The organism is Dactylosporangium sp. NPDC051087 (genome assembly GCF_055586325.1).
This window is the reverse complement of record NZ_JBVJIJ010000015.1, coordinates 262,957-286,568: the sequence shown is the minus strand read 5'-3', so window position 1 is coordinate 286,568 and position 23,612 is coordinate 262,957. Positions and strand designations below refer to the sequence as shown.

Here is a 23,612-nt window from a genome sequence, read left to right as displayed (position 1 = left end):
CGGAGCGGACGTGCCGGGTCCGGTGCCCACCGGCCGGGCCCGGCGCGTCCCTCAGATGATGGTGTGCGTCCAGTACGTGATCCACAGCGCGAACAGCACGCCCTGCGCGCACGCGAGCGCCGGCACGACGGCGCTCTCCGCCTCACGGCGCGCCGTCCACCTGGCCAGCAGGACGGCGAGCGGGAACGCGACGAGCAGATACCGCAGCAGGCTCCGGTACACCACCTCGCCGATCGTCATCGAGGCGAGGACGAGCAGGACGGTGCAGACGGCGTACGCCGGGTGCAGCCGCCACGGCCCGACCAGGCCGACGAGGGCGAGCGCCAGCACGGCGAGGGCGACCCACAGCCGCGTCCGGTCGATCAGCGGCGCGTCGACGTTGTCGAGGGTGTTCCAGATGGTGCGCAGCGGGTTCTGCGGCTCGATCTGCCAGCCGCGGCGCTGCTCGTTCTGGTAGTCGAACCAGTCGCCGACCTTCCAGTAGCCGTACGCCATGAACGTCAGCCACCCGGCGGGCACCAGCAGCAACGCCAGGGACCCCGGCTTCCGGTCCCGCAACGCCAGCAGCGCCAGGGGGATGACGATCAGGAAGCCGACGGACCGGCTCATCGCGGCGAAGTAGCCGATGCCGCTCGCGAGCAGCCACTGCCCGCGCTCCGCGTGGTAGAACGCCGCCACGGTCAGGCACAGGAACAGCGACTCGGTCATCGGCGCCTGGAAGAGGAACGCGGCCGGCATCAGCGCCAGGAACCGGCACGCCCGCCGGGCGGTCCCGTGGTCGTCGGGGTCGTCGCCGATGACCAGCGTCAGTCGGTACACATAGGACAGCAGCACGATGTAGGCCGCCGAGCTGACCAGGGTCATCGCCAGCGGGGTGTCGCCACCGGTGAGGACCGCCGCCGCCTTGCCGAGCACCGGGTACAGCAGCGGAAACCCGGTGTGCGTCCAGCCGAGCCACGGCACCTCGGCCAGGTTGCGGTACTGGAACGCGTCCCAGGCGAACCACATCGAATACCAGACGTGCTCCGACACCGCCGCCTGGTCCTGCAGCATCTGCCGCTCCGCCTCCGGCGGCCCGACCCCGGCGCCCTCCAGCGCGCGGCGCATCAGGACCCCGAGCAGGCTGAGCACGACCCTGGACACCGCGAAGACCAGCAGCGCACATCGCCAGTGCGGCGGGACGCGCGACACCAGGTCCGCCAGCCGCTTCCTCATCGCCTCCCGACGCTACCGACCACCCGGTGAGCTGGGGTGCCCAACAGCTGAGATCAGTCTCACCGCCACCCCGGCCAACCTGCACCGCCCCCATCGGCGTCCACAACCCGGCGAGCCCCGCTCCGGCCTGGCGCGACGCCGGGCGCCGGGCCACCCGGCGTCGGGGCAGGCGGGGGCGGGGGCGATGATCTGGGGATGTTCGTCATCGACGCGTCCTCGTCCGTGCCGCCGTTCGAGCAGCTGCGCCTGCAGTTCGCGGAGCGGATCCGGGACCGGACGATGCCGGTGGGGCAGAAGCTGCCGACGATCCGGAGTCTCGCCACCGAGCTCGGCCTGGCCGCGAACACGGTCGCCAGGACCTACCGGGAGCTGGAGGAGGCCGGGCTGATCGAGACGCGCGGCCGGGCCGGGTCGTTCGTCTCGGCGGCCGGTGAGCAGACCCGCGAACGGGCCCGCCGCGCCGCCGAGGACTACGCGGCCGTGGTCGCCGGCCTCGGCATCGAGGCGGGGGAGGCCCTGAGCATCGTCGAGGCGGCCATCACGCGGCGGCGATGACCCCGGCGTGCCGGCGCGGGTCCCGAGGTCAGCGGGTCGCCGGGGCGACGCCGGTGGACTCGCGGACGACGAGGCGGCCTGGCTGGCGGACGACGCCCGAGTGCTGGTCGCCGTCGAGGGCGGCGAACAGGTGGCGGACGGCGGTCGCGCCGAGCTGCTCGAGGTTGAGGTCCACCGTGGTCAGGGGCGGGCGGCACTCGGTGGCGAAGACCTCCCAGTTGTCGTAGCCGACCACGGCCACGTCGTCGGGGCAGGTGCGGCCCAGGTCGCGCAGCGCCTCGGTGACGCCGGAGGCGATCTGGTCGTTGCCGCAGAAGATGGCGTCGATGTCGGGGTGGGAGGCGAGCAGCCGGGTCGTCGCGTGCCGTCCCCAGCGCTGGGACCACTGCCCGAACAGCGGCTCGCCGACCAGCCCGAGGCCCGCCGCCGAGAGACCGGAGGCGAAGGCGAGCGCGCGGTCGCGGGCGGCACGGTAGCCGTGGTCGCCGGTGATGTGGGCGATGCGCCGCCGGCCCAGCGACACGAGATGCTCCGCCGCGAGGTGGGCGCCGCCGGCGTCGTCGGCGACCACGGACAGGTCGGCGGGATCGTCGGACTCGCAGTAGGCGTACACCACCGGGACCGGGATGCTGCGGGTCAGCGACGGGCGCAGGTCGTTGGCGTCGCCGAGGATGATGAAGCCGTCGACCTGCCGGGCGAGCAGGGTGCGGATGTAGTGCTGCCGGCGGATCGAGTCGCCGCGGGCGTCGCAGAGCAGGACGCTCATCTGCTCGTTGCCCAGCGCGTTCTCCGCGCCGAGCAGGACCGGGATCGCGAAGCGGGCGGCGGACAGCTCGTCGGTGAGCAGGCCGATGGTGCGGGTGTTGCCCGAGATCAGGCCGCGGGCGAGGACGTTGGGCTGGAAGGACAGCTCCTCCGCGGCCTGCTGCACCCGCTTGCGGGTCGCGGGCGCGACCTCGTCGCGGGCGTTGAGTGCCTTGGAGGCGGTCGCGACCGAGACGCCGGCGAGCTTGGCGACATCCGTGAGGGTGACCTGCGCGCGTTTCCTGCTCACCAGCGGCCTTTCTGAAAGGTACCGAAAACTTTTCGGCGAGCATACACATGCTCGGTTGCGTGTCACAACTTGTCACAAGGTCACATGCAGGCCGGATCGCGAAGTGAGCGCGCACAAATCGACCGTTGACACGGCGGTGTCGTGCTGCCATTCTTCCGAAAAGGTTTTCGAGAGAAAGGCGGTGCCACGTGACGGTGGCCAGTGGAGGGCCGGTGCTCCCTTCCCGTGGGGCGCTGCGGCCGGTCGACCCACGGCGGGTCCGCATCACCGGCGGGTTCTGGGCGCAGCGGCAGGCGGTGAACGGCACCGCGACGATCCAGCACTGCCGCAGCTGGCTGGACCGCCTCGGCTGGACCGGGAACTTCGCCACCACCGGCACCGGCACGGTGCGCCGCCGGGGCCGCGAGTTCTCCGACTCGGAGGTGTACAAGCACGTCGAGGCCATGTGCTGGGAGTCCGCGCGCCCCGGCGGCACGGACTACGCCGCGCCGCTGGCCGAGCTCACCGCGATGATCGCCGGTGCGCAGGCCGCGGACGGCTACCTGCACACCGCGTTCGGGCGGCCCGGTCAGCCGGATCGCTACAGCGACCTGAACTTCGGCCACGAGCTGTACTGCGCCGGCCACCTCATCCAGGCCGGCGTCGCCGCGGCCCGGACCGGCCTGGCCCAGGGCCTGCTCGAGGTGGCCCGCCGCGCCGCCGACCACGTCTGCGACACCTTCAAGGACGACCGGATCTGCGGCCACCCGGAGATCGAGACGGCCCTCGTGGAGCTGTTCCGGGTCACCGGCGAGCAGCGTTACCTCGACCAGGCCGCCCGGTTCGTGGCCCGGCGGGGGCAGCGCAGCCTCCCCGAGCACGAGTTCGGGTGGCGGTACTTCCAGGACGCCGTGCCCGTGCGGGACGCCGAGGTCTTCCACGGGCACGCGGTCCGGGCGCTGTACCTCGCCGCGGGCGCCGCCGACGTCGCCGTCGAGACCGGGGACGACGCGCTGCTCGCCGCGGTCGTCCGGCAGTTCGACCGGACCCTCGCGCGCCGCACGTACATCACCGGCGGCATGGGGTCGAGGCACCTCGACGAGTCGTTCGGCGACGACTTCGTGCTGCCGCCGGACCGCGCCTACTCCGAGACGTGTGCCGGCGTCGCCACCGTCATGCTCGCGCACCGGCTGCTGCTGGCCACCGGCGACCCGCGCTACGGCGACATCGTCGACCGGGTCCTGCACAACGTGATCGCCACGGCGGTCGCCGACGACGGGCGGGCGTTCTTCTACGCCAACACCCTGCACCAGCGGACCCTCACCGAGGCGGTGCCGCCGGACCGCGAGCAGCTGCGCTTCGGCGGCGGGCCCAGGGCGCCGTGGTTCGAGGTGTCCTGCTGCCTCAACAACGTCGCCCGGCTCGTGGCGTCCCTGGGCACCTACCTGGTGACCGAGGACGACGGGGGCGTGCAGGTGCACCACTACGCGCCGATGACCGTCGACGGGGACGGGACGCCGCTCACCGTCGAGACCGACTACCCCGAAGGCGGCAGCGTCACCGTCACCACCGACCGGCCGGTCACCGTGCGGGTGCCGGCCTGGGCGGACGGCGTGACGCCGACCCGCGACGGCGACCAGGTCCGCCTGGACCTGCCGGTGAAGCCCCGCTGGACGTTCCCCGACCCGCGCGTCGACGCCGTCCGCGGCTGCGCCGCCGTCGAGGTCGGCCCGGTCGTCATGTGCGCCGAGTCCGTCGACCAGGAGGACGGCGTCACCCTCGACGACGTCCAGGTCGACACGTCCGTCGCCCCCGAGGCCACCGCCGTCAAGGGCCGGCTGCGCAGGCCCGTCGAGCGCGACTGGCCGTACCGCGGCGGCATCGAACAACCCGAAAGCGCCGACCCGATCGTGGTCACCCTCGTCCCCTACCACCGATGGGCCCGGCGTGGCCCGTCCACGATGCGGATCTGGCTCCCCACCGCCACCTCATAGCCACCCCACCCGAAGAAGGAGGTGACGCGATGCCACACCCCCGCTGGAAGTTCAGGCTGGCAATCGCGTTGACGACCGCCCTGACCGGCTCCGTCGGTGCCGCGATCCTGACCGCCCATCCGGCCGTCGCGGCCCAGACCATCGGCTACCCCACGTTCGGTGGGCCGGCCGTGCCCGCGCCGCCGGTCGCGATGAGCACCGGCAACACGATGCAGGCCATCTTCGACGCGGAGAGCGGCGGCACCGACTACTGGATGGACCGGCTCCTCGCCCGGCCCGGAAACGACCCCGCCGGCACCTGGCTGATGACCCGCGGCCGGGGCGTGTTCATGAAGACGCACACCCCGTCCACCCTCGGTTTCGGCGGCGACGTCGCGTACTGGGAGAGCATCAACGGCCAGGGCGCGTTCACCGTCACGGCCGGCACCGGCACCTGGAGCGAGCAGGTCTCGCAGCGGTGGCAGGCGCCGAGCCACTGGAAGAGCGTGCACACCAACGGATCCCTGCGGATCAACCAGACGAAGTTCATCACCCAGAACAACGTCGCGGTCGACAACCTCGCCATCACCAACACCGGCACCGCCTCGCAGACGATCGCGCTCCGGGTGACCTCGCCGTACGCCACCTCCGGCAGCGGCAACGAGCTCACCGGCCAGGTCGGGGTGAAGAACGCGCTCACCACGCTCTACCCGCGGCTGTCCGCCGACGGGTTCACCGCGACCAGCGGCGGGCTCAACCGGTCGGTGACGATCGCGGCCGGCGCCACCGTCACGACGAAGGTGCTGCTCGGTTTCGTCGCCAACGAGATCCCCGACTCGCTGACGGAGTACAACGCCTACAAGGGCTACAGCGCGGCGACCGCGTTCTCCACCCACGTGCGGGAGTACAACCGCTGGTGGGCCGTCAACGTGCCGTACCTTGACGTGCCGGAGCCGGCCATCAAGAAGAACATCTACTACCGCTGGTGGCTGATGCGCTTCAACTATCTCGACGTTGACATCCCCGGGCAGGACTTCCAGTTCCCCGTGTCGGTCGAGGGCGCGCTGGGCTACAACAACGCGATCGCGCTGACCCAGCCGATGCACATCGACGACCTCAAGTACCTGCGCAACGCCGCCTACTCCTACGGCCCGTGGCTGTCGGTCGGGCAGACGTCCAAGGGCGGCAGGTTCATGGACAACCCCGGCGACCCGGAGAACTGGTCCAACAGCTACACGCAGTACATCGCCGAGGCCGCCTGGCGCAGCTACCAGATCCACGGCGGGCAGCCCGCGATCGCCGGCAACCTCGCGAAGTACGCCGAAGGCGACGTGAAGGGCCAGCTGTCGTACTACGACCACAACAACAACGGCCTCATCGAGTACGACTGGGGCGCGCTCACCGGCAACGACGCCGACGCCGTCTCCTTCCACTGGCGGTCGGGCAACATGGACCGGGCCGAGTCCGCGTACGTCTACAGTGGAGCGCTCGCCGCGGTCCAGGCGTACACGGCGATCGGCAACACCACGAAGGCCGCGGAGATGCAGGCGATCGCCGACCGCATCCGCAACGCGATCGTGTCGACGCTGTGGGACTCGACCAACAAGCTCATCGAGCACCGGCACGTCTCCACCAACGCCCTCGTGCCGTGGAAGGAGATCAACAACTACTACCCGTACTCGGTGGGCGCGATGCCGAACACGGACGAGTACAAGCAGGCGCTGCGACTGTTCGCCGACCCCGCCGAATACCCGGTCTTCCCGTTCTTCACCGCCAACCAGAAGGACAAGGCGGCCGCCGCGGCGGCGGGCCAGCCGGGCAGCAACAACTTCTCCACCATCAACTCCACGGTGCAGTTCCGGCTGTACTCCTCGGTGCTGCGCAACTACCCGAACCAGTGGATGTCCACCGACGACTACAAGAAGCTGCTGTACTGGAACGCCTGGGCGCAGTACATCGGCGGCAACACGCAGTGGCCGGACGCCAACGAGTTCTGGGCCGACTGGAACGCCTCGACCAAGAACATCGACTACCGGTCGTGGATTCACCACAACATCCTCGGCAGCAGCAACTGGACCGTCATCGAGGACGTGATGGGCCTGCGGCCGCGCAACGACAACCAGGTCGAGCTGAGCCCGCTGAACATCGGCTGGCCCAACTTCGCGGCCAACAACCTGCGCTACCGCAACGCCGACCTCAGCGTCGTATGGGACGACCCGGCCGACGGCGTCGTCAAGTACAGCGGCATCCCGCAGGGCTACTCCATCTTCGTCAACGGCACCCGCGTGGCGACGGTGGACAAGCTGGTCCGCCTGGTCTGGAACCCCAGCACCGGCGCGGTCACCTTCCCGGCCGGCGGCGGCGCGACCGTCAACTTCAGCGCGGCGTATTCGGGCCTGCAGTCACCGTCGCAGGTGAGCCAGAGCAGCGCGCAGCTGGTCGACATGTTCAACAAGGCCGGCGTCGACCTGACCTCGACCCTGCCGAACTACGCCCAGGGCGTGGCCACCTCCGCGTCCTACACGGCGAGCGGCACGGCCGGCGCGAACGCGGTCGACGGGTTCCCCATCAACGAACCGCTGTGGGGCACCTACGGCTCGCCGAACGCCACCGACTGGCTGGAGCTCAACCTCGGACAGGCACGCTCCGTCGACGAGGTGCGGCTGTGGTTCCGCAACGACCGGGCCACCAACCGGTACCGGCAGCCCAGCTCCTACCAGATCCAGTACTACAACGGCAGCGCCTGGGTGAACGTGGCGAACGCGGTGAAGACGCCGGGCACGCCACGGGCGAACTACAACGTCGTCAACTTCACCGGGGTCAACACCACCAGGCTGCGGGTGCAGGTCACCCACGCGTCGGGCTTCAAGACCGGCCTGACCGAGGTGAAGGTCTACAACCGGGGCGGCACGGTGCCACCACCGACCGGCGGCAACCTCGCCACGAGCGCCACGCCGACCGCGTCGTACACCTCGGCCTGGGAGAGCGTCGCCGCGCTCAACGACGGGATCGACCCGCCGAGCTCCAACGACACCGTCAACCCGCGCTGGGGCACCTGGCCCAACACCGGGGAACAGTGGGGCCTGCTGACCTGGGGCTCCGCCCAGACGATCAACTCCGCGGACGTCTACTTCTTCGACGACAACGGCGGGGTGCGGCTGCCCGCCTCGTGGAAGCTGCAGTACTGGAACGGCACCGCCTACGTGGACGTCGCCGGCGCCTCGGGCTACCCGCTCGGGATCAACCAGTACAACCACGTGACGTTCACGGCGGTGAGCACCACGCGGCTGCGGGTGCTGCTGCAGAGCGGCACGGCGTCGGTCGGCCTCCTCGAAGTCAAAGCATTCGGTCCGTAGGTCATGCACTCCGTTCGAAGGCCCCCGGCGATGCGGGACGTTGCCCACCTCGCCGGGGTGTCCCACCAGACCGTGTCCCGGGTGGTCAACGACCACCCGAGCGTCCGGTCGGAGACCCGCGCCAGGGTCCTCGCCGCGATGCGGGCGCTGGACTACCAGCCCAACGTCGCGGCCAGGACCCTGGCCACCAACCGGTCCCAGACCGTCGGCCTGGTCACCTTCGACACCACGCTGTTCGGGCCGTCGTTCATGGTCCACGCCATCGAACGCGCGGCCCGGGAAGCGGGCTACTTCGTCAGCATCGCCAGCGCCCGGGAGCTCAATGTGCCCTCCGTGTCCGAAGCGATCCGCCGGCTGCGCGAACAGGCGGTCGAGGGGATCATCACCCTCGCCCCGGTCGCCGCGGCCTGGACGGCGCTCGGCCGCTCCCTGCTCGACGTACCGGCGCACGTGCCGATCGTCGGCATGGGCATCGACGTCGCCGCGATGCCTGAGGTGCCGATGGTCGCCGTCGACAACGCGGCGGGTGCCGGGCTCGCCACCCGGCACCTGATCGCGCTCGGCCACCGCTTCGTCCACCACGTGGCCGGCCCGCCCGAATGGCCGGAGGCCCGCGAGCGGCTGACCGGCTGGCAGGCGGCGCTGGAGGACGCCGGGCTGCCGGTGCCGACCCCGCTGCCGGGCGACTGGAGCGCCCGGTCCGGCTACGCGGCCGGCCGGGCGCTCGCCGCCGACCCGTCGGTGACCGCGGTGTTCTGCGGCAACGACCAGATGGCGATCGGCGTCCTGCGCGCCATGCACGAGGCCGGCCGCGCCGTCCCCGGCGAGGTCAGCGTCGTCGGGTTCGACGACATGCCGGAGGCGCCCTACCTGCAGCCCCCGCTCACCACCGTCCGGCAGGACTTCGCCGAGCTCGGCCGGCGCAGCATGCACCTGCTCGTCACCCAGATCGCGGCGGGCGTGCGGCAGACCGGTCAGCACCGGTCCGCTCCCGACCTCGTCGTGCGCGACAGCACTTCCGCTCTTGCAATTTGATAGCGCTCACAAACAATGTGTCCAGGAGGAAGACCTTGAAGCGTTTACTGTGCGGCACCGTCGCCGCCACCCTGCTGCTGGCGCTCGCCGCCTGCGGCTCCGAGGAGTCGCCGGCGGCGACGGGTGAGGCCGCCGACAGCGGTGCCAAGCTCACCCTGTGGACCCGGGCCGCCACCGAGTCCGTGTCCAAGGCCTACGCCGCCGCGTACAACGCCACCCACAAGAACCAGGTCGAGGTCACCGCATACCCGAACGAGGAGTACCCGGCGAAGCTCGCCTCGGCCGCCGGCGCCAAGGCACTGCCGGACCTGTTCGCCTCGGACGTGGTGTTCGCGCCGCAGTACGCGTCCCAGGGGCTGTGGCAGGACATCACGGACAAGTTCAACGCCCTGCCGGTCAAGGACAAGGTCGCCCCCGCGCACGTGCGCAACGGCACCTGGAAGGGCAAGAACTACGCGGTCCCGCACACCATCGACATGTCCGTCATGCTGTACAACAAGGACCTGTTCACCAAGGCCGGCCTCGACCCGGAGAAGCCGCCGACGTCGCTGACCGAGTTCGCCGCGGCCGCCCGCGCCGTCGACAAGCTCGGCGGGGACATCAACGGCACCTACTTCGGCGGCAACTGCGGCGGCTGCAACGTCTTCACCCTGTGGCCGTCGGTGTGGGCCGCGGGCGGCGACGTGATGAACGCCGAGGGCACCGCCTCGACCATCGACTCCAAGGAGATGGCGGACGTCTTCGCCCTCTACCGCAAGCTCTACGACGAGGGCGTCGCCGCGCCCGCGTCCAAGGACGAGGCCGGCCCGACCTGGCTCGGCGCGCTGCAGAGCGGCAAGATCGGCATCGCCCCGGCGCCGTCGGCGTGGCTCGGCATCATCGAGGAGAAGGCGACCTTCAAGGTCGGCATCGCACCGATCAGCGGCATCAACGGGGGAGAGTCGACGTTCGTCGGCGGCGACTCGATCGGCATCGGCGCCACCAGCAAGAACGCCGCGCAGGCCTGGGACTTCCTGGCCTGGACCCTCGGCGACGAGGCGCAGGTCGAGGTCGTGGCGAAGGGCAAGGGCGTGCCGACCCGCACCGACCTGGCCTCGAACAAGTACTCCTCGGCCGACCCGCGGATCGTCACCATCAACAACCTGATGGGCAAGGGCAAGACGCCGTACGCGAAGAACTTCAACGCCACGTACAACGACCCGCAGAGCCCGTGGAACACCGCGTACCGCGGCGCGCTGTTCGGCGACGCGCAGAAGTCCCTCGGCGACGGCGCCACCGCGCTCACCGCGTCCCTGAAGAAGTAGCCGAAGAAGTAACTTTCACCGGGCCCGCCCTCGCGAGGGGGCGGGCACCCCGTCCCGGAGAAGATGATGACGTTGCTGGCGCCAGCGCGACCGACGGTCCTGCCGTCGGCGCCGCCGCGAAGGAAACGCAACAAGCAGTGGATCGGCGCCCTGTATGCCGCGCCGACCGCGTTCGTGGTGGGCATGTTCTTCGTCGTGCCGCTCGGGCTGGTCGTGTGGATGTCCCTGCACCACTGGCCGCTGCTCGGCGCGCCGACGATCAACGCGCCCGAGAACTACGCCGGCCTCGCCGACGACGAGCTGCTGCGCTCCGCCGTCTGGTTCACCCTGAAGTACACGGTCGTCGTCACCGTGCTGCTGTTCGTGCTGTCGTTCGGCTTGGCGCTCATGGTGCAGCACCGCGGGCGCGGGGTCGGGCTGCTGCGCACCGCGTTCTTCCTGCCCGCCGCGGTCGGCTTCGCCAGCGCGTCGCTGCTGTTCCTCGGCCTGCTCAGCGACGAGATCGGCCCGGTCAACGACCTGCTCATGGGCGACACCTACGTGTCCTGGACCAGCGGCAGCCCGGACACCGCCCTCGGCTCGGCGGTCGTGCTGGTGCTGTGGCGCTTCGCCGGGTTCAACATGCTCATCCTGCTCACCGGCCTGCAGGCGATCCCCCTGGACGTCTACGAGGCGGCCCGGCTGGACGGCGCGACCCGCTGGCAGATCTTCCGGCGGATCACCGTACCGCTGATGCGGCCGACCATCGCGCTGGTGCTGACCCTCATGATCACCGGCTCGCTGCTGGCCTTCGACCAGTTCTGGATCCTCACCCGCGGCGGCCCCGACAACAGCACCACGTCGCTGGTGATGGTCATCTACCGGGAGGCGTTCATCGAGCTGGACCTCGGCTCGGCCGCGGCGATCTCGGTGGTCCTGCTCGGCGTGCTCATCGTGTTCAACGCCATCCAGCTCGGCGTGCTGCGCCGCCGATCGCAGTAGGAGCCGTCCTGATGTCGCGCAAGATCAGTGCCGCCGCGCTCGCCGTCCTGTTCCTCTTCCCGCTGCTGTGGAGCGCCTGGGCGTCGGTGCGCACCCCCACCGGCTTCGGGCTGGAGAACTACCGCCGGCTGTTCACGTCCGACAACGGCATCCGCGTCGAGCACGTCGTCAACAGCCTCACCGTGTGCGCGCTCACCGTCGGCGGCACGCTGCTGGTGGCGACCCTCGGCGGCTACGCCTTCGGCCGCTTCACCTTCCCCGGCAAGAACGCGTTGTTCCTGCTCACCCTCGCGATCCTGATGGTGCCGTACGCGACGATCCTCATCGCCCTGTACGTGCTGCTGGAGTGGATAGGCCTGCAGGACTCCCTGATCGGGCTGAGCCTGGTGCTCATCATGTTCCAGCTGCCGTTCTCGATCTTCATGATGCGCAACGCGTTCGAGGCGATCCCGAAGGAGCTGGAGGAGTCCGCGCTCATCGACGGGTGCACCAGCTTCGGCGCGCTCACCCGCGTCATGCTCCACGCGGTGCGGCCCGGCCTGATCACCGTCGGGCTGTTCGCGTTCCTCACCTCGTGGAGCGAGTTCTTCGCCCCGCTCATCCTGCTCAACTCCACGAACAAGTTCACCGTCATGCTCGCCGTGGTCAACATGCGCACCGCCTCGTTCGGCGCCATCGACTACGCCGCGCTGGAGGCCGGCGTCACGTTCATGGCGGTGCCCTGCCTGCTGCTGTTCCTCGTCCTGCAACGCAGCTACGTCCGGGGCTTCATGTCCGGCGCGCTGCGCGGATAACGCACGGCTTCACATCAGCGGACCGTCCACCAGGGACGGTCCGCCGACACCCCATACCCTCGGGAGGAATCGATGTCCTCACCACCGGTGAGCCGCCGCAGCGTGCTGCGGACCACCGCCGTCGCCGGCGCCGCCACCGCCGTCGCACCACTGCTGCTGTCCGGTGAAGCCGCCGCGGCGAGACCCGACACCGGCGTCTCCGCCTACGCGTTCCCGCTCACCGCGGTGCAGCTGCTCAGCAGCCCGTTCACCGCCGCCGCCGGGCGCATCCACTCCTACCTGCTGTTCCTGGACAACGACCGGCTGCTGCACACGTTCCGCCTCAACGTGGGCCTCTCCTCGTCCGCCACCCCTTGCGGCGGCTGGGAGTCACCGACCACCGAGCTGCGCGGGCACTCCACCGGGCACATCCTGTCCGCCCTCGCCCAGGCGTACGCCAGCACCGGCAACACCGCGTTCAAGACCAAGGGCGACCAGCTCGTCACCGTCCTCGCCCAGTGCCAGTCCCGCGCCGCGACCGCCGGCTACAACACCGGCTACCTCAGCGCGTTCCCGGAAAGTTTCATCGACCGGGTCGAGGCGCGGCAGTCCGTCTGGGCGCCCTACTACACGCTGCACAAGCTCTTCGCCGGGCTGCTGGACATGCACCTGCTGGCCGGCAACGCCCAGGCGCTGACCGTCCTCACCGGCATGGCGGCGTGGGTCAAGTTCCGCAACGACCGGCTGACCCAGACCCAACGGCAGAACATGCTGGACACCGAGTTCGGCGGCATGAACGAGGTCCTCACCAACCTCTACCAGCTGACCGGCAACGCCGCGCACCTCGCCGCGGCCCAGCAGTTCGACCACGCCGAGATCTTCGACCCCCTCGCCGCCGGCACCGACGCCCTGAACAACTACCACGCCAACACCCAGATCCCGAAGGTCATCGGCGCGATCCGGGAGTACCACGCGACCGGGACCGTTCGCTACCGCACGATCGCGGTCAACTTCTGGGACATCGTGACCCGCCGGCACAGCTACGCGATCGGCGGAAACTCCAACGGCGAATACTTCAAGGCGCCCGACCGCATCGCCAGCGAGCTGTCCGACACGACCGCCGAGTGCTGCAACACCCACAACATGCTCAAGCTCACCCGGCAGCTGTTCTTCACCGACCCGTCCAGGGTGGACTACCTCGACTACTACGAGAAGGCCCTCTACAACCACATCCTGGCCTCGCAGGACCCGAACTCCGCGCACGGCTTCCAGTGCTACTACGTGCCGCTGCGCGCCGGGGGCATCAAGACCTACAGCAACGACTACAACAGCTTCGTCTGCTGCCACGGCACCGGGATGGAGAGCAACACCAAGTACGGCGACAGCATCTACTTCCACGACGGTACGAGCACGCTGTACGTCAGCCTGTTCATCCCGTCGGTACTGACGTGGTCGGCGCGGGGCGTCACGGTCCGCCAGGAGACCGGCTTCCCGGAGACGCCGTCGACCCGGCTGACGGTGACCGGCTCCGGCACGTTCACCATGAAGGTCCGCATCCCCTCGTGGGCGAACGGTGCGACGGTCCGCGTCAACGGGACGGCGCAGCCCGCGCCGGCGCCCGGCACGTTCGCCACGATCAGCCGCACCTGGGCGTCCGGCGACGTCGTCGAGGTGAGCCTGCCGATGGCGCTGACCCGTGAGGCCACGAACGACAACAGCAGCGTCCAGGCGGTGAAGGTCGGCCCGATCGTCCTCGGCGGGCTGTTCGGCACCAGCAACCTCTCGGCGCTGCCGGTGCTCAACCCCGCCACGCTGACCGCGACGGCGACCCCGTTGCAGTACACCGCCGGCGGGGTCACCCTCCAGCCGTTCTACAAGGTGCACGGCCAGCGCTACAGCGTGTACTGGTCGGTCAACACCAACCCGCCGCTGCCGCAGTTCGTCGCGCACTACCAGTTCGACGGCAACGGCAACGACGCCACCGGCGGCGGGCGCACCGCCACGGTCGTCAACGCCGGCTACGTGACGGGCCGCACCGGCAGTGCCGTGAGCCTCAACGGCACCAACGGGTACGTGGCGCTGCCGTCGGGCATCCTGGCCGGCGCCACGAACTTCTCCGTCGCCCTGTGGGTGCGGGTCGACGCGCTCGCCAACTGGGCCCGCGTCTTCGACTTCGGCAGCGGTACCGGCGTCAACATGTTCCTGGTCGCCCGCTCCGGCTCCGGCACGGCCCGCTTCGCCATCACCGCCACGGGTGCCGGCGGCGAGCAGCGCATCGACGCGCCCGCCGCGCTGCCGGCCGGGGCCTGGACGCACGTCGCGGTCACCCGCAACGGGAACCTCGGCGTGCTCTACGTCAACGGTGCCGAGGTCGCCCGCAACACCGGGATGACGCTCAGCCCCGCCGACCTCGGCTCCACCACGCAGAACTGGGTCGGGCGGTCGCAGTACGCCGACCCGTACCTCACCGGCGCCGTCGACAGCCTCCGTATCTACAGCCGTGCGCTGACCGACGCCGAGGTGTCCGGCTTCGCCTCTTCCGGCACGTGACCTAGGAGTGTCCATGTTGTACAGACCTCTCGTGCTCGCCGTGTTCGCGGCGGTGACCGTGTCCGTCCTCCCCGGTGCCGCCTCGGCGGCGCCGGTCACCTTCACCAGCACCGTCGTCAGCCAGCCCGCCGGCCAGTGCGCGAACGTGCCGAACGGCGCGCCGACCAACGTCCTGCAGCTGGTACTGGCCGGCTGCAACGGCGCCACGAGCCAGAACTTCACGTTCGTCCCGGTGGCGAACACGACCGGCACCTACACCATCAGCACGCTGACCTCCGGCTCGTGCGTCGACGTGACCGGGCGGTCCACCGCCGACAACGCGACGATCATCCAGTACACCTGCAACGGCCAGACCAACCAGCAGTTCCGGCTGCAGGCGGTCACCGTCTCCGGCGCCACCAACACGTTCAACCTCGTCGCCGTCGAGTCCGGCAAGTGCGTCACCCCGGCGTCCGCCGGTCTCGTGCAGCTGACCTGCTCGACCGACGCCTCGCGGGTGTGGCGGCTGCCGTCGTACAACGGCGGCACGAGCACGACGCGGACGTTCGCCAACCCGCTCGACCCGCAGGGCCCCGACCCGTGGCTCACCTACTACAGCGGCTACTACTACCTGGCGTCCACGACGTGGAACCGCACCATCACGATGCGCAAGAGCCGGACCCTCGGCGGTCTGGCCACCGCGCCCGAGACGGTCATCTTCAACCTGACCCGGCCCAACGGCGCGGGCACCATGTGGGCGCCGGAGTTCCACCTGCTCAACGGCCCGAACGGGCAGCGGTGGTACTTCTACTACACGGCCGGCGCCGAACCGTACAACCTGGGCACCCAGCGCATCCACGTGCTGGAGAGCGCCGGGCTCGACCCGATGGGCCCCTACACGTTCAAGGCCGACCTGCTCGACCCGACCCAGGACAACACGTGGGAGCTCGACCCGAGCATCCTGCAGCTCAACGGCCAGCTGTACCTGCTCGGCACGTTCTACAACGGCTCGCAGCCGATGTTCATCCGGCCGCTGAGCAACCCGTGGACGGCCAGCGGCACCCGCCGCATCCTGTCCACGCCCACCTACAGCTGGGAGACGGTCGGCGGCGCCGTCAACGAGGGCGCCGAGGTCCTCACCCGCAACGGCAAGACGTTCATCATCTACTCGGCCAGCCACTGCTCGACCCCGGACTACAAGCTCGGCATGCTCACCTACAACGGCGGCGACCCGCTGAGCTCCTCGTCGTGGGTGAAGTCCCCGAACCCGGTGTTCCAGCGCTCCAGCGCCAACTCGGTCTACGCCCCCGGCCACAACGGCTTCTTCAAGTCGCCCGACGGCACCGAGGACTGGATCGTCTATCACGCCAACAGCTCCGCCGGCGGCGGCTGCGACATGAACCGCAGCACCCGCGCCCAGAAGTTCACCTGGAACGCCGACGGCACCCCCAACTTCGGCGTCCCGGTCGCCCTCGGCGCGCAGATCGCCGTCCCGTCGGGCGAACCCGCGTCCTGACGTCCCCGCCCCGGCGCCCGACCCTCGGGCGCCGGGGCCTTCCGTCAGACCGGCAGGGCCTTGTTCCCGAGCCCTTTGATGGAGGCCCGGACGTGCTTGCCCGGGTAGAACAGCGCGAAGCAGCGCCGGTGCCGGTCGCCGGAGTTCCAGCGGTCCTGGTCCATGACGTCCCAGACGACCCCGATGTCGCCGCGGTCCTCGAACCGGTCGGCGGTGATGCCCATGTGCTCGGCGATGCGCGCGTTGCACCGGTCGACCGACCAGTCCTCCAGCACGTCGTCGGCGGGGAGGGTACCGCCGGCGGCGAGCTGGACGGTGCCGGCGAACTCTGCCTCGTGCGGCCTCGCACAGTCGATCTGCGTCAGCGCGTAGACCCGGTCCCACCAGCCGTCGGTGGCCTTGGTGCCGTTGACGGCGAGGCAGCGGATCGCCTGCGGCGCCTTCCCGGCCAGCGAACCCTTCAGCGACCCGGACGTCAGGGACATCACGCCCATCGCGTTGCTCGACGCGAAGACCGTGCAGACGTAGACCCGGCGGCCTTCCCGCCATTGGTCGCGGTTCGGCACCTGCACGTCGATGCCGAGCATCCCGGTGTGCCAGTCGCCGCCCACGTAGTCGCTGACCGCCGTGCCGCACGCGGCGTACGCGTCCTGGAACGCCTCGCTGCCCGCCGCCGACGGCTCGGCCGCCTGCGCGGCACCACCGGCTACGGTGCCGACCAGCACCACCTCGAGCGCGTGCCCGCGCTCGCACTCGATCGGGGTGGCCTGCGCGAATCCCGGATCGAACGGCGTCCTCGTCGGGCTGTCCAGGCACATCCCGACGGCCGGCACGGCCGACCCGGGTGTCGCCGTGCCCGGCGCGGCCAGCGGTTGTCACCCGTCGAAGAGGTCACCGTCGGTGCCGGGGGCGTTCCGGCCACACCCGGACATCCCGAGCACCGCGACGGCGAGGACGGCGGCGACCACCGCCCCGGCACGCGTCATCATCGTCTGTCTCCCCGTGTACCCCACCGAGCAGTGGGAGATCATGACTGTGTTCGCCCTGCCCCACGTTGTCAACACCCGTTCGGCCGGTGCCGCGCCCGCCACGCTCAGGGCGCGTTGTCGCGGTCGCGGTGCGTGGTTGCGGTCACGGTGCGTCGTCGCGGTCTTCGCGGCGGGGGAGCGGGACCGGGCTGATGTCGTAGCCGAGGTCGACGATGGCCCGGAGCAGGTAGGCGCCGATGCGGCGGAGAATGTCCACGCCAGACAGCGTGACGGTGGTCGATGCAGTGCCGGTACGGCCGTGGCTGGCGGGGTTCTCCAGCGGGACTGTAGCGAAGCTGGAGTGAAACTGTGCGGAAGATCCACCCGGCTCGATCACGCTGGGCGACATCGCTGATGTCGACGACAGGACCTTCCGATATGAGACAGCTCCGCACCACGGCGGCCGCCGCCACCGCACTCGTACTGTTAGCCGTCGTCGGGTGCGGGTCGGCACCCGCGGCCGGGGAAGGGACGAAGGACGAGGGGACGCCCGTCAGCGGCGGGACGTTCAACTATGCGATCGACTCCGAGCCCAGCTGCCTCGACCCGCACGTGAGCCTGGCCGACGCGACCGCGTTCATCACCCGCGGGGTCGTGGACTCGCTCGTCGTGCAGGACGCCGACGGCAGCTTCAAGCCGTGGCTCGCCAAGTCGTGGAAGGTGTCCGACGACCTGAGGACGTACACGTTCGACCTGCGCACGGACGTGACGTTCCACGACGGGACGAAGTTCGACGCGGCCGCGGTGAAGGCGAACTTCGACCGGATCGTGGCCAAGGAGACCAAGTCGCAGTACGCCAGCACGCTGATCGGGCCGTACACCGGCACCACCGTCGTCGACGAGCACACGGCCGAGGTGCGGTTCAGCGCGCCGTTCCAGCCGTTCCTGCAGGCGGCCAGCACCGCGTACCTCGGGATCCAGTCACCGAAGGCGTTCACCGACTACGCGGGGCGTTGTGCGAGCACGTCGTCGGGTCCGGCCCGTTCGTGTTCGCCGGCCACACCCGGCAGCAGAACGTGACGCTGACCCGCAACCCCGGCTACACGTCGGCGCCGCCGAACGCGAAGCACGCCGGGCCCGCGCACCTGGAGAAGGTCGTCATCCGGTTCCTGTCGGAGAGCGCGACCCGGCTCGGCACGCTCACCAGCGGCGAGGTGCAGGGGATCAGCGCCGTGCCGGTGCCCAACGTCGCCGCCGTCCAGGCGAACCCGGGCCTGCAACTGATCCGCACCGACGCGCAGGGCGCGGTCTACACCTTGTTCCCGAACACGTCGCGGGCGCCGTTCGACGACGAGAAGGTGCGGCTGGCGTTCCAGCGGGCGCTGGACGTCGACACGCTCGTCAAGAGCGTCTACTTCGGACAGTACAAGCGGGCGTGGAGCTTCCTGTCGCCGAACACGAAGTACTACGAGCCGTCACTGGAGCAGAAGACGAAGTACGACGAGGCCGCCGCGAACACGCTCCTCGACGAGGCCGGCTGGACCGCCCGCGACGCCGACGGCTACCGGACGAAGAACGGCAAGCGGCTCGCCGTGGTCTGGCCGTACACCCAGCAGCAGGCCGCCGTGCAGCAGCGGGGCACGTTCGCCCAGGCGGTGCAGGCGGCGCAGAAGAAGGTCGGGATCGAGGTCGTGCGGACCAGCGTGCAGACCGCGGAACTGTTCGGGCTCGTCGCGAAGGCGCAGTACGACATCTTCGACGAGAGCTGGACCCGCGCCGACCCTGACCTGCTGCGCGTCTTCTACGCCTCCACCAGCAAGCCGCTCACCGGGCAGAACATCTCGTGGGTCAACAACGCCGAGGTCGACGGGTGGGTCAACGGCGCCGCCGCGACCGCCGACGACGCCAAGCGCAAGGACGCCTACAGCAGGACCCAGGCGTGGGTGCAGGAGCACGCCGTCGCGTTCCCCGTCTACGTGCCCGCATACCTCCTCGCGGCGTCGACGAAGGTGCACGGGCTGCGCTCGGACCCGGCGTCGTTCCCGCTGCTCTACGATGCCTGGCTGAGCAAATGACGCAGGTGCGGTGGCTGCTGCGCCGGCTCGCCGGCGGGGCCGGCGTGCTCGTCGGCGCCGCCACCGTCACCTTCCTCGCGATGGAGCTCATCCCCGGTGACCCGGCGCGCGCCCTGGTGGGCAGCGCGCCGGCCACGCCGCAGACGATGGACCTGATCCGCCACGAGATGGGCCTCGACCTGCCGCTGCCGGTGCGGTACGCGCACTACCTGGGCCGGCTCGCCACCGGGGATCTCGGCCGGTCGTACCAGCTGCAGCAGCCGGTCAGCACGATCATCGGGGAGCAGGTGTGGCCGACGGTGCAGCTGGCGCTGGCCGCGACGGTCCTCGCGTTCGCCGGGGCGGTGCTCGTCGCCACCCTCACCGCCGGCCGGTGGCGGGCCGCCCGCGGGATCGCGCAGGCGGTCGAGCTGGTCGCGGTGTCCACGCCGGGCTTCTGGCTCGGGCTGCTGCTGTCGGTGTTCGCGTTCCGGCTGCGGCTCGTGCCCGTCGGGGTCGACCAGGGCCCGGCGGCGCTAATCCTGCCCGCCGTGACCCTGGCGGTGCCCGTCGGCGCGATCCTCACCCAGGTGCTGCGCGACGGGATGGAGGGCGCGCTGCGGCAGCCGTTCGTGGTGTCGGTACGAGCCAGGGGCGTCACCGAGTTCCGGTTGCGGGCCCGGCACGTGCTGCGGCACGGGCTGAGCCCGGCGGTCACGCTGTCCGGCTGGCTCGTCGGGCACCTGCTCGGCGGCGCGGTTCTCGTCGAGACCGTCTTCGCCCGGCCCGGCCTCGGCCGGGTCACCCTCGCGGCGATCAGCAGCCGCGAATTTCCCGTCGTCATCGCCATGGTGCTGTTCGTCGCGGCGGTGTTCGTCGCGGTCAGCACGGCGGTCGACGGCCTGTACCGCGTCATCGACCCACGCCTGCGGGGAGCGAATCCGTGACCATCGTGGACACGACGAGACGGGTCCCGAGGGTGCCGGCCGCGGGGGTCGCCGCCGCCGGGATCGTCCTGGCCCTGCTGCTCCTCGCCGTCCTCGCCCCCGGCCTGCTCACCCGCACCGGACCGGACGAGGTCGACGCGGTCATCGCCCTGCGCGCCCCCGACGGCACCCACTGGTTCGGCACCGACCAGCTCGGCCGTGACGTGTTCACCCGCATCGTGCACGGCGCCCGGATCTCGCTCGTCACCGGCGTCGCCGCGACGCTCCTCGCCGTCGTCGCGGGCACCGTGCTCGGCCTGCTGTCCGCGCTCGGCGGGCGGATCGTCGACGAGGTCCTCATGCGCGCCGTCGACGTGCTCCTCGCCCTGCCGGGAATTCTGCTGGCCCTGCTGGTCATCGCGGTGCTCGGGCCCGGGCCGGTCAGCGAGCTCGTCGCGATCGCGTTCGCGGCCGTCCCCGGCTACGCCAGGATGATCCGCGGGCAGGCGCTGTCGGTGCGCCGGGCCGACTACGTCACCAGCGCCGTCGCCATCGGCGTCCGCCCCGCCGGTCTCGTCTGGCGGCACGTGCTGCCCAACTCGCTCGGCCCGGTGCTGGTCCTCGCGACGCTCGGCACCGGCAGCGCCATCATCATCGGCTCGTCGCTGAGCTTCCTCGGCCTCGGCCCGCGCCAGCCGACCCCCGAGTGGGGCGCGATGCTCGCCGACGGCCGCGACTTCCTGTCCACCGCCTGGTGGGTCGGCGTCTTTCCGGGCCTGGCCATCACGGTCACCGTGGTCGCCGTCACCGTGCTCGGCCGCCGCTGGCAACGACGATTCGAGGGCGTGCGATGACACTGCTGCGCGTGGACGACCTCCACGTCACGTTCCACAGTGGACGGGGCCGGGTCGAGGCCGTCCGCGGCGTCTCGTTCGACGTCGGGGCGGGGGAGTGTCTCGCGGTCGTCGGGGAGTCCGGGTCCGGCAAGAGCGTCACCGCCCGCACCCTCGTCGGTCTCACCGGGGCGGGCAGCCGGGTCGAGGCCGGCCGCCTGGAGTTCGCCGGGCGCGACCTGCGCAGCCTCGGCCCCCGGGGCTGGCGGGCGGTCCGCGGCCGGCAGATCGGCCTCGTGCTGCAGGACGCGCTCGTCTCGCTCGACCCGCTGCGCACCGTCGGCGCCGAGATCGCCGAAGCCCTGGGCGATCACCCCGACCCCCGCGCCAGGGTCCTGGAACTGCTCGCGGAGGTCGGGGTGCCCGAGCCCGAGCAGCGGGCGCGCCAGCATCCGCACGAGCTGTCCGGCGGGCTGCGGCAGCGCGCCCTCATCGCCTCGGCGATCGCGGCCGGGCCGGCGCTGCTGATCGCCGACGAGCCGACCACCGCCCTCGACGTCACCGTCCAGGCGCAGATTCTCGCGCTGCTCGCCCAGCGCAAGGCGGCCGGCACGGCGCTGCTGCTGATCAGCCACGACCTGGCCGTCGTCGCCGGGCTCGCGGACCGCACGGCGGTGATGCGTGACGGGGTCGTCGTCGAGGCCGGTCCGACCGCGCAGGTCCTCGGCGACCCGCAGCACCCGTACACCCGCCGGCTGCTCGCCGCGGTCCCCGGCGCGCACCCCCGGGGCACCCGGCTGTCAGGAGGTCAGGCCCCTCAGGTCACGGTCGCGGCGCCGGTACCGCCGAGGCCGGTGCTCGAAGCGCGCGGCCTCACGAAACGGTTCGGCTCCCGCGTGGCGGTGCGGGACGTGTCGCTGACCTTGCACACCGGCGAGATTCTCGGCCTGGTCGGCGAGTCCGGGTCGGGCAAGAGCACGGTCGCCCGGGTCGCGCTCGGGCTGCTCGCCCCGGACGGCGGCGACGTGCTCCTGGAGGGCCGGCCGTGGAGCGCCCTGCGGGAGCGTGACCGCCGGCCGCTACGGCGCAGGATCGGCGTCGTCTTCCAGGATCCGCTGAGCTCCTTCGACCCTCGGCACCCGGTGGAACGCATCGTCGCCGAGCCGCTCGGTGTCATCGGCCACCCGCGCCGGGACCGGCGCCGCCGCGTGCTGCGGCTCCTGGACCAGGTCGGGCTCGGTGCCGCGGTGCTCGACCGGCGGCCGATCGAGCTGTCCGGCGGCCAGCGGCAGCGGGTCGCGATCGCCCGCGCGCTGGCGCCCGGCCCGGCGCTGCTGGTCTGCGACGAGCCCGTGTCTGCCCTCGACGTGTCGATCCAGGCGCAGGTCCTGGATCTGCTGACCGATCTGCGGGCGGAGCTCGGCGTGGCGATGCTGTTCATCTCGCACGATCTCGGGGTGGTGCATCATCTCTGCGACCGGGTCGCCGTCATGCGCGACGGCGTCGTCGTGGAGCACGGGCCGGTCGGGCCGGTGTTCGCCGCGCCCGCCCACCCCTACACCAAGGAGCTGCTCGCCGCCGTCCCGCGGCTGGACGCCGTCACACCCGGCACGGCTCGCTGAGCACCCGGCGGGTGCGGCCCAGGTCCAGGTCGATGGAGAACCGGGACGGCACGTGCACCGGCGGCGCGTCGAGGGCCGGGTCGAAGGAGAGCACGGCCTGGTGCAGGCGGCGCAGCGCCGGCGACGGCTCCAGGCCCAGCTCGTCGGACAGGACCGTCCGCAGGCGGGTGAAGACCTCCAGTGCGTGCACCTGCCGGCCGGAGCGGTAGAGCGCCAGCATCAGGTGCGCGTGCAGGTTCTCGTGGACCGGGTGCCGCTCGACCGGCGCGCTGAGCTCGCCGATGAGCTCCTGGTGCCGGCCGAGCCGCAGGTCGACCTCGATGCGGCGCTCGATGGTGGACAGCCGGCTCTCCTCGAGGCTGGCCAGCCACGTGCGCAGCACCGGCCCGGGCTGCACGTCGACGAGCGCCGGGCCGCGCCACACGGCGAGGGCGTCGCGTAACGCCGCCGCGGCGGCCGGGTCGTCGCCGTCGCTGAGTGCCTGGCGGCTCTGGCGGAGCCGGTCCTCGAACGCGTCAACGTCCAGCTCGCCCTGCCGGGACACGAACAGGTAGCCGCGGTCGCGGGTGACGAGCCGCCCGGCGCAGCCGGTGCCGTTCCTGGGCTCGCTGTCGTGGCCGAGGCGCAGCGCGCGGCGCAGCTGCATGATGTACGTGTGCAGCGTCGACACAGCGCTCGCGGGTGGGTTGTATTCCCACAGCTCCTCGATGCACTGGCTCACCGGCACCACCTGGTTGGCGTTGAGCAGCAGCAGCGCGAGCAGCTGACGTTGTTTCGGTGCGGTCGGCACCTGGATCGCCCCGTCAGCGCACAACAGCAGCGGGCCGAGCACTCCCAGCTTCACGATGTCGCCTATCGGATTAATAGGATTTTGGTCCGAATTCGCCGCTTGCTTCTTTGCAGGATTAGGCGCGGTCGTTGGTTGGGCGTTACCGCTTG

Annotated in this window: 18 protein-coding genes; 14 read left to right on the top strand and 4 right to left on the bottom strand. The window is 70.9% G+C overall.

Annotated features, from left to right (window positions below; genetic code table 11):
* Positions 1–51: 51 nt before the first annotated feature.
* Positions 52–1,215 carry a hypothetical protein gene (locus tag ACZ6TV_RS28675; RefSeq protein ID WP_465300386.1) on the bottom strand — a complete coding sequence of 388 codons (1,164 nt, stop codon included), beginning with the start codon at positions 1,213–1,215 and terminating at the stop codon, positions 52–54.
* 195 nt (positions 1,216–1,410) lie between these two features.
* On the opposite strand from ACZ6TV_RS28675, the gene ACZ6TV_RS28670 reads away from it, so the two are divergent.
* The gene (locus tag ACZ6TV_RS28670) at positions 1,411–1,770 is read left to right on the top strand and encodes a GntR family transcriptional regulator (RefSeq protein WP_465300385.1); all 360 of its coding nucleotides are present in this window, start codon (positions 1,411–1,413) and stop codon (positions 1,768–1,770) included.
* Between the two features lie 28 nt (positions 1,771–1,798).
* Here the strand turns inward: ACZ6TV_RS28670 and ACZ6TV_RS28665 are convergent, their stop codons facing one another.
* Entirely contained in the window at positions 1,799–2,824 is a 1,026-nt protein-coding gene (locus ACZ6TV_RS28665; RefSeq protein ID WP_465300384.1) for a LacI family DNA-binding transcriptional regulator, read from the bottom strand.
* Between the two features lie 212 nt (positions 2,825–3,036).
* Between ACZ6TV_RS28665 and ACZ6TV_RS28660 the strand changes: the two genes are divergently transcribed.
* The 8 genes from ACZ6TV_RS28660 (at position 3,037) to ACZ6TV_RS28625 (ending at position 16,270) form a co-directional block, all read left to right on the top strand.
* Positions 3,037–4,797 (top strand): glycoside hydrolase family 127 protein, encoded by a 1,761-nt coding sequence (locus ACZ6TV_RS28660; protein ID WP_465300383.1) that lies wholly within the window; start codon positions 3,037–3,039, stop codon positions 4,795–4,797.
* A 29-nt stretch (positions 4,798–4,826) separates the two neighbouring features.
* Entirely contained in the window at positions 4,827–8,132 is a 3,306-nt protein-coding gene (locus ACZ6TV_RS28655; protein ID WP_465300382.1) for a galactose-binding domain-containing protein, read from the top strand.
* Positions 8,133–8,162: 30 nt separating this feature from the next.
* Complete coding sequence (locus ACZ6TV_RS28650) at positions 8,163–9,167, top strand: LacI family DNA-binding transcriptional regulator (RefSeq protein WP_465300381.1); 1,005 nt, start codon at positions 8,163–8,165, stop codon at positions 9,165–9,167.
* Between the two features lie 35 nt (positions 9,168–9,202).
* The gene (locus ACZ6TV_RS28645; protein ID WP_465300380.1) at positions 9,203–10,471 is read left to right on the top strand and encodes an ABC transporter substrate-binding protein; all 1,269 of its coding nucleotides are present in this window, start codon (positions 9,203–9,205) and stop codon (positions 10,469–10,471) included.
* Between the two features lie 66 nt (positions 10,472–10,537).
* The gene (locus ACZ6TV_RS28640; protein WP_465300379.1) at positions 10,538–11,452 is read left to right on the top strand and encodes a carbohydrate ABC transporter permease; all 915 of its coding nucleotides are present in this window, start codon (positions 10,538–10,540) and stop codon (positions 11,450–11,452) included.
* Between the two features lie 11 nt (positions 11,453–11,463).
* A complete protein-coding gene (locus tag ACZ6TV_RS28635) occupies positions 11,464–12,246 on the top strand; it encodes a carbohydrate ABC transporter permease (protein WP_465300378.1) in 783 nt (260 codons plus the stop codon).
* Between the two features lie 72 nt (positions 12,247–12,318).
* Entirely contained in the window at positions 12,319–14,775 is a 2,457-nt protein-coding gene (locus ACZ6TV_RS28630) for a glycoside hydrolase family 127 protein (RefSeq protein WP_465300377.1), read from the top strand.
* Between the two features lie 13 nt (positions 14,776–14,788).
* Positions 14,789–16,270: a family 43 glycosylhydrolase gene (locus ACZ6TV_RS28625; RefSeq protein ID WP_465300376.1), complete on the top strand. Its 1,482-nt coding sequence runs from the start codon at positions 14,789–14,791 to the stop codon at positions 16,268–16,270.
* 44 nt (positions 16,271–16,314) lie between these two features.
* On the opposite strand, the gene ACZ6TV_RS28620 is transcribed toward ACZ6TV_RS28625, so the two are convergent.
* Complete coding sequence (locus ACZ6TV_RS28620; protein ID WP_465300375.1) at positions 16,315–17,103, bottom strand: septum formation family protein; 789 nt, start codon at positions 17,101–17,103, stop codon at positions 16,315–16,317.
* Between the two features lie 573 nt (positions 17,104–17,676).
* Between ACZ6TV_RS28620 and ACZ6TV_RS28615 the strand changes: the two genes are divergently transcribed.
* The 5 genes from ACZ6TV_RS28615 to ACZ6TV_RS28595 are packed head-to-tail and all read left to right on the top strand — an operon-like array spanning position 17,677 to position 22,673.
* Positions 17,677–18,318, top strand: coding sequence for an ABC transporter substrate-binding protein (locus ACZ6TV_RS28615; RefSeq protein WP_465300374.1), 642 nt, complete (start codon positions 17,677–17,679; stop codon positions 18,316–18,318).
* Positions 18,252–19,313, top strand: a complete 1,062-nt coding sequence (locus ACZ6TV_RS28610) for an ABC transporter substrate-binding protein (protein WP_465300373.1) — start codon at positions 18,252–18,254, stop codon at positions 19,311–19,313. Before ACZ6TV_RS28615 ends, ACZ6TV_RS28610 begins: the two co-directional genes overlap by 67 nt.
* Entirely contained in the window at positions 19,310–20,239 is a 930-nt protein-coding gene (locus ACZ6TV_RS28605; RefSeq protein ID WP_465300372.1) for an ABC transporter permease, read from the top strand. Before ACZ6TV_RS28610 ends, ACZ6TV_RS28605 begins: the two co-directional genes overlap by 4 nt.
* Entirely contained in the window at positions 20,236–21,072 is an 837-nt protein-coding gene (locus ACZ6TV_RS28600; protein ID WP_465300371.1) for an ABC transporter permease, read from the top strand. Before ACZ6TV_RS28605 ends, ACZ6TV_RS28600 begins: the two co-directional genes overlap by 4 nt.
* A gap of 11 nt (positions 21,073–21,083) precedes the next feature.
* Positions 21,084–22,673: a dipeptide ABC transporter ATP-binding protein gene (locus ACZ6TV_RS28595; protein WP_465300370.1), complete on the top strand. Its 1,590-nt coding sequence runs from the start codon at positions 21,084–21,086 to the stop codon at positions 22,671–22,673.
* On the opposite strand, the gene ACZ6TV_RS28590 is transcribed toward ACZ6TV_RS28595, so the two are convergent.
* The gene (locus ACZ6TV_RS28590) at positions 22,651–23,517 is read right to left on the bottom strand and encodes an AfsR/SARP family transcriptional regulator (protein WP_465300369.1); all 867 of its coding nucleotides are present in this window, start codon (positions 23,515–23,517) and stop codon (positions 22,651–22,653) included. The two genes, ACZ6TV_RS28595 and ACZ6TV_RS28590, sit on opposite strands and share 23 nt — an antisense overlap.
* Positions 23,518–23,612: the final 95 nt, after the last annotated feature.

Bases quoted from the DNA above. Each gene is read 5' to 3' on its own strand.
- ACZ6TV_RS28615 (WP_465300374.1), top strand. From the start codon at position 17,677: ATGAGACAGCTCCGCACCACGGCGGCCGCCGCCACCGCACTCGTACTG.
- ACZ6TV_RS28625 (WP_465300376.1), top strand. From the start codon at position 14,789: ATGTTGTACAGACCTCTCGTGCTCGCCGTGTTCGCGGCGGTGACCGTG.
- ACZ6TV_RS28650 (WP_465300381.1), top strand. From the start codon at position 8,163: ATGCGGGACGTTGCCCACCTCGCCGGGGTGTCCCACCAGACCGTGTCC.
- ACZ6TV_RS28605 (WP_465300372.1), top strand. From the start codon at position 19,310: ATGACGCAGGTGCGGTGGCTGCTGCGCCGGCTCGCCGGCGGGGCCGGC.
- ACZ6TV_RS28675 (WP_465300386.1), bottom strand. From the start codon at position 1,215: ATGAGGAAGCGGCTGGCGGACCTGGTGTCGCGCGTCCCGCCGCACTGG.
- ACZ6TV_RS28655 (WP_465300382.1), top strand. From the start codon at position 4,827: ATGCCACACCCCCGCTGGAAGTTCAGGCTGGCAATCGCGTTGACGACC.
- ACZ6TV_RS28635 (WP_465300378.1), top strand. From the start codon at position 11,464: ATGTCGCGCAAGATCAGTGCCGCCGCGCTCGCCGTCCTGTTCCTCTTC.
- ACZ6TV_RS28630 (WP_465300377.1), top strand. From the start codon at position 12,319: ATGTCCTCACCACCGGTGAGCCGCCGCAGCGTGCTGCGGACCACCGCC.
- ACZ6TV_RS28670 (WP_465300385.1), top strand. From the start codon at position 1,411: ATGTTCGTCATCGACGCGTCCTCGTCCGTGCCGCCGTTCGAGCAGCTG.
- ACZ6TV_RS28640 (WP_465300379.1), top strand. From the start codon at position 10,538: ATGACGTTGCTGGCGCCAGCGCGACCGACGGTCCTGCCGTCGGCGCCG.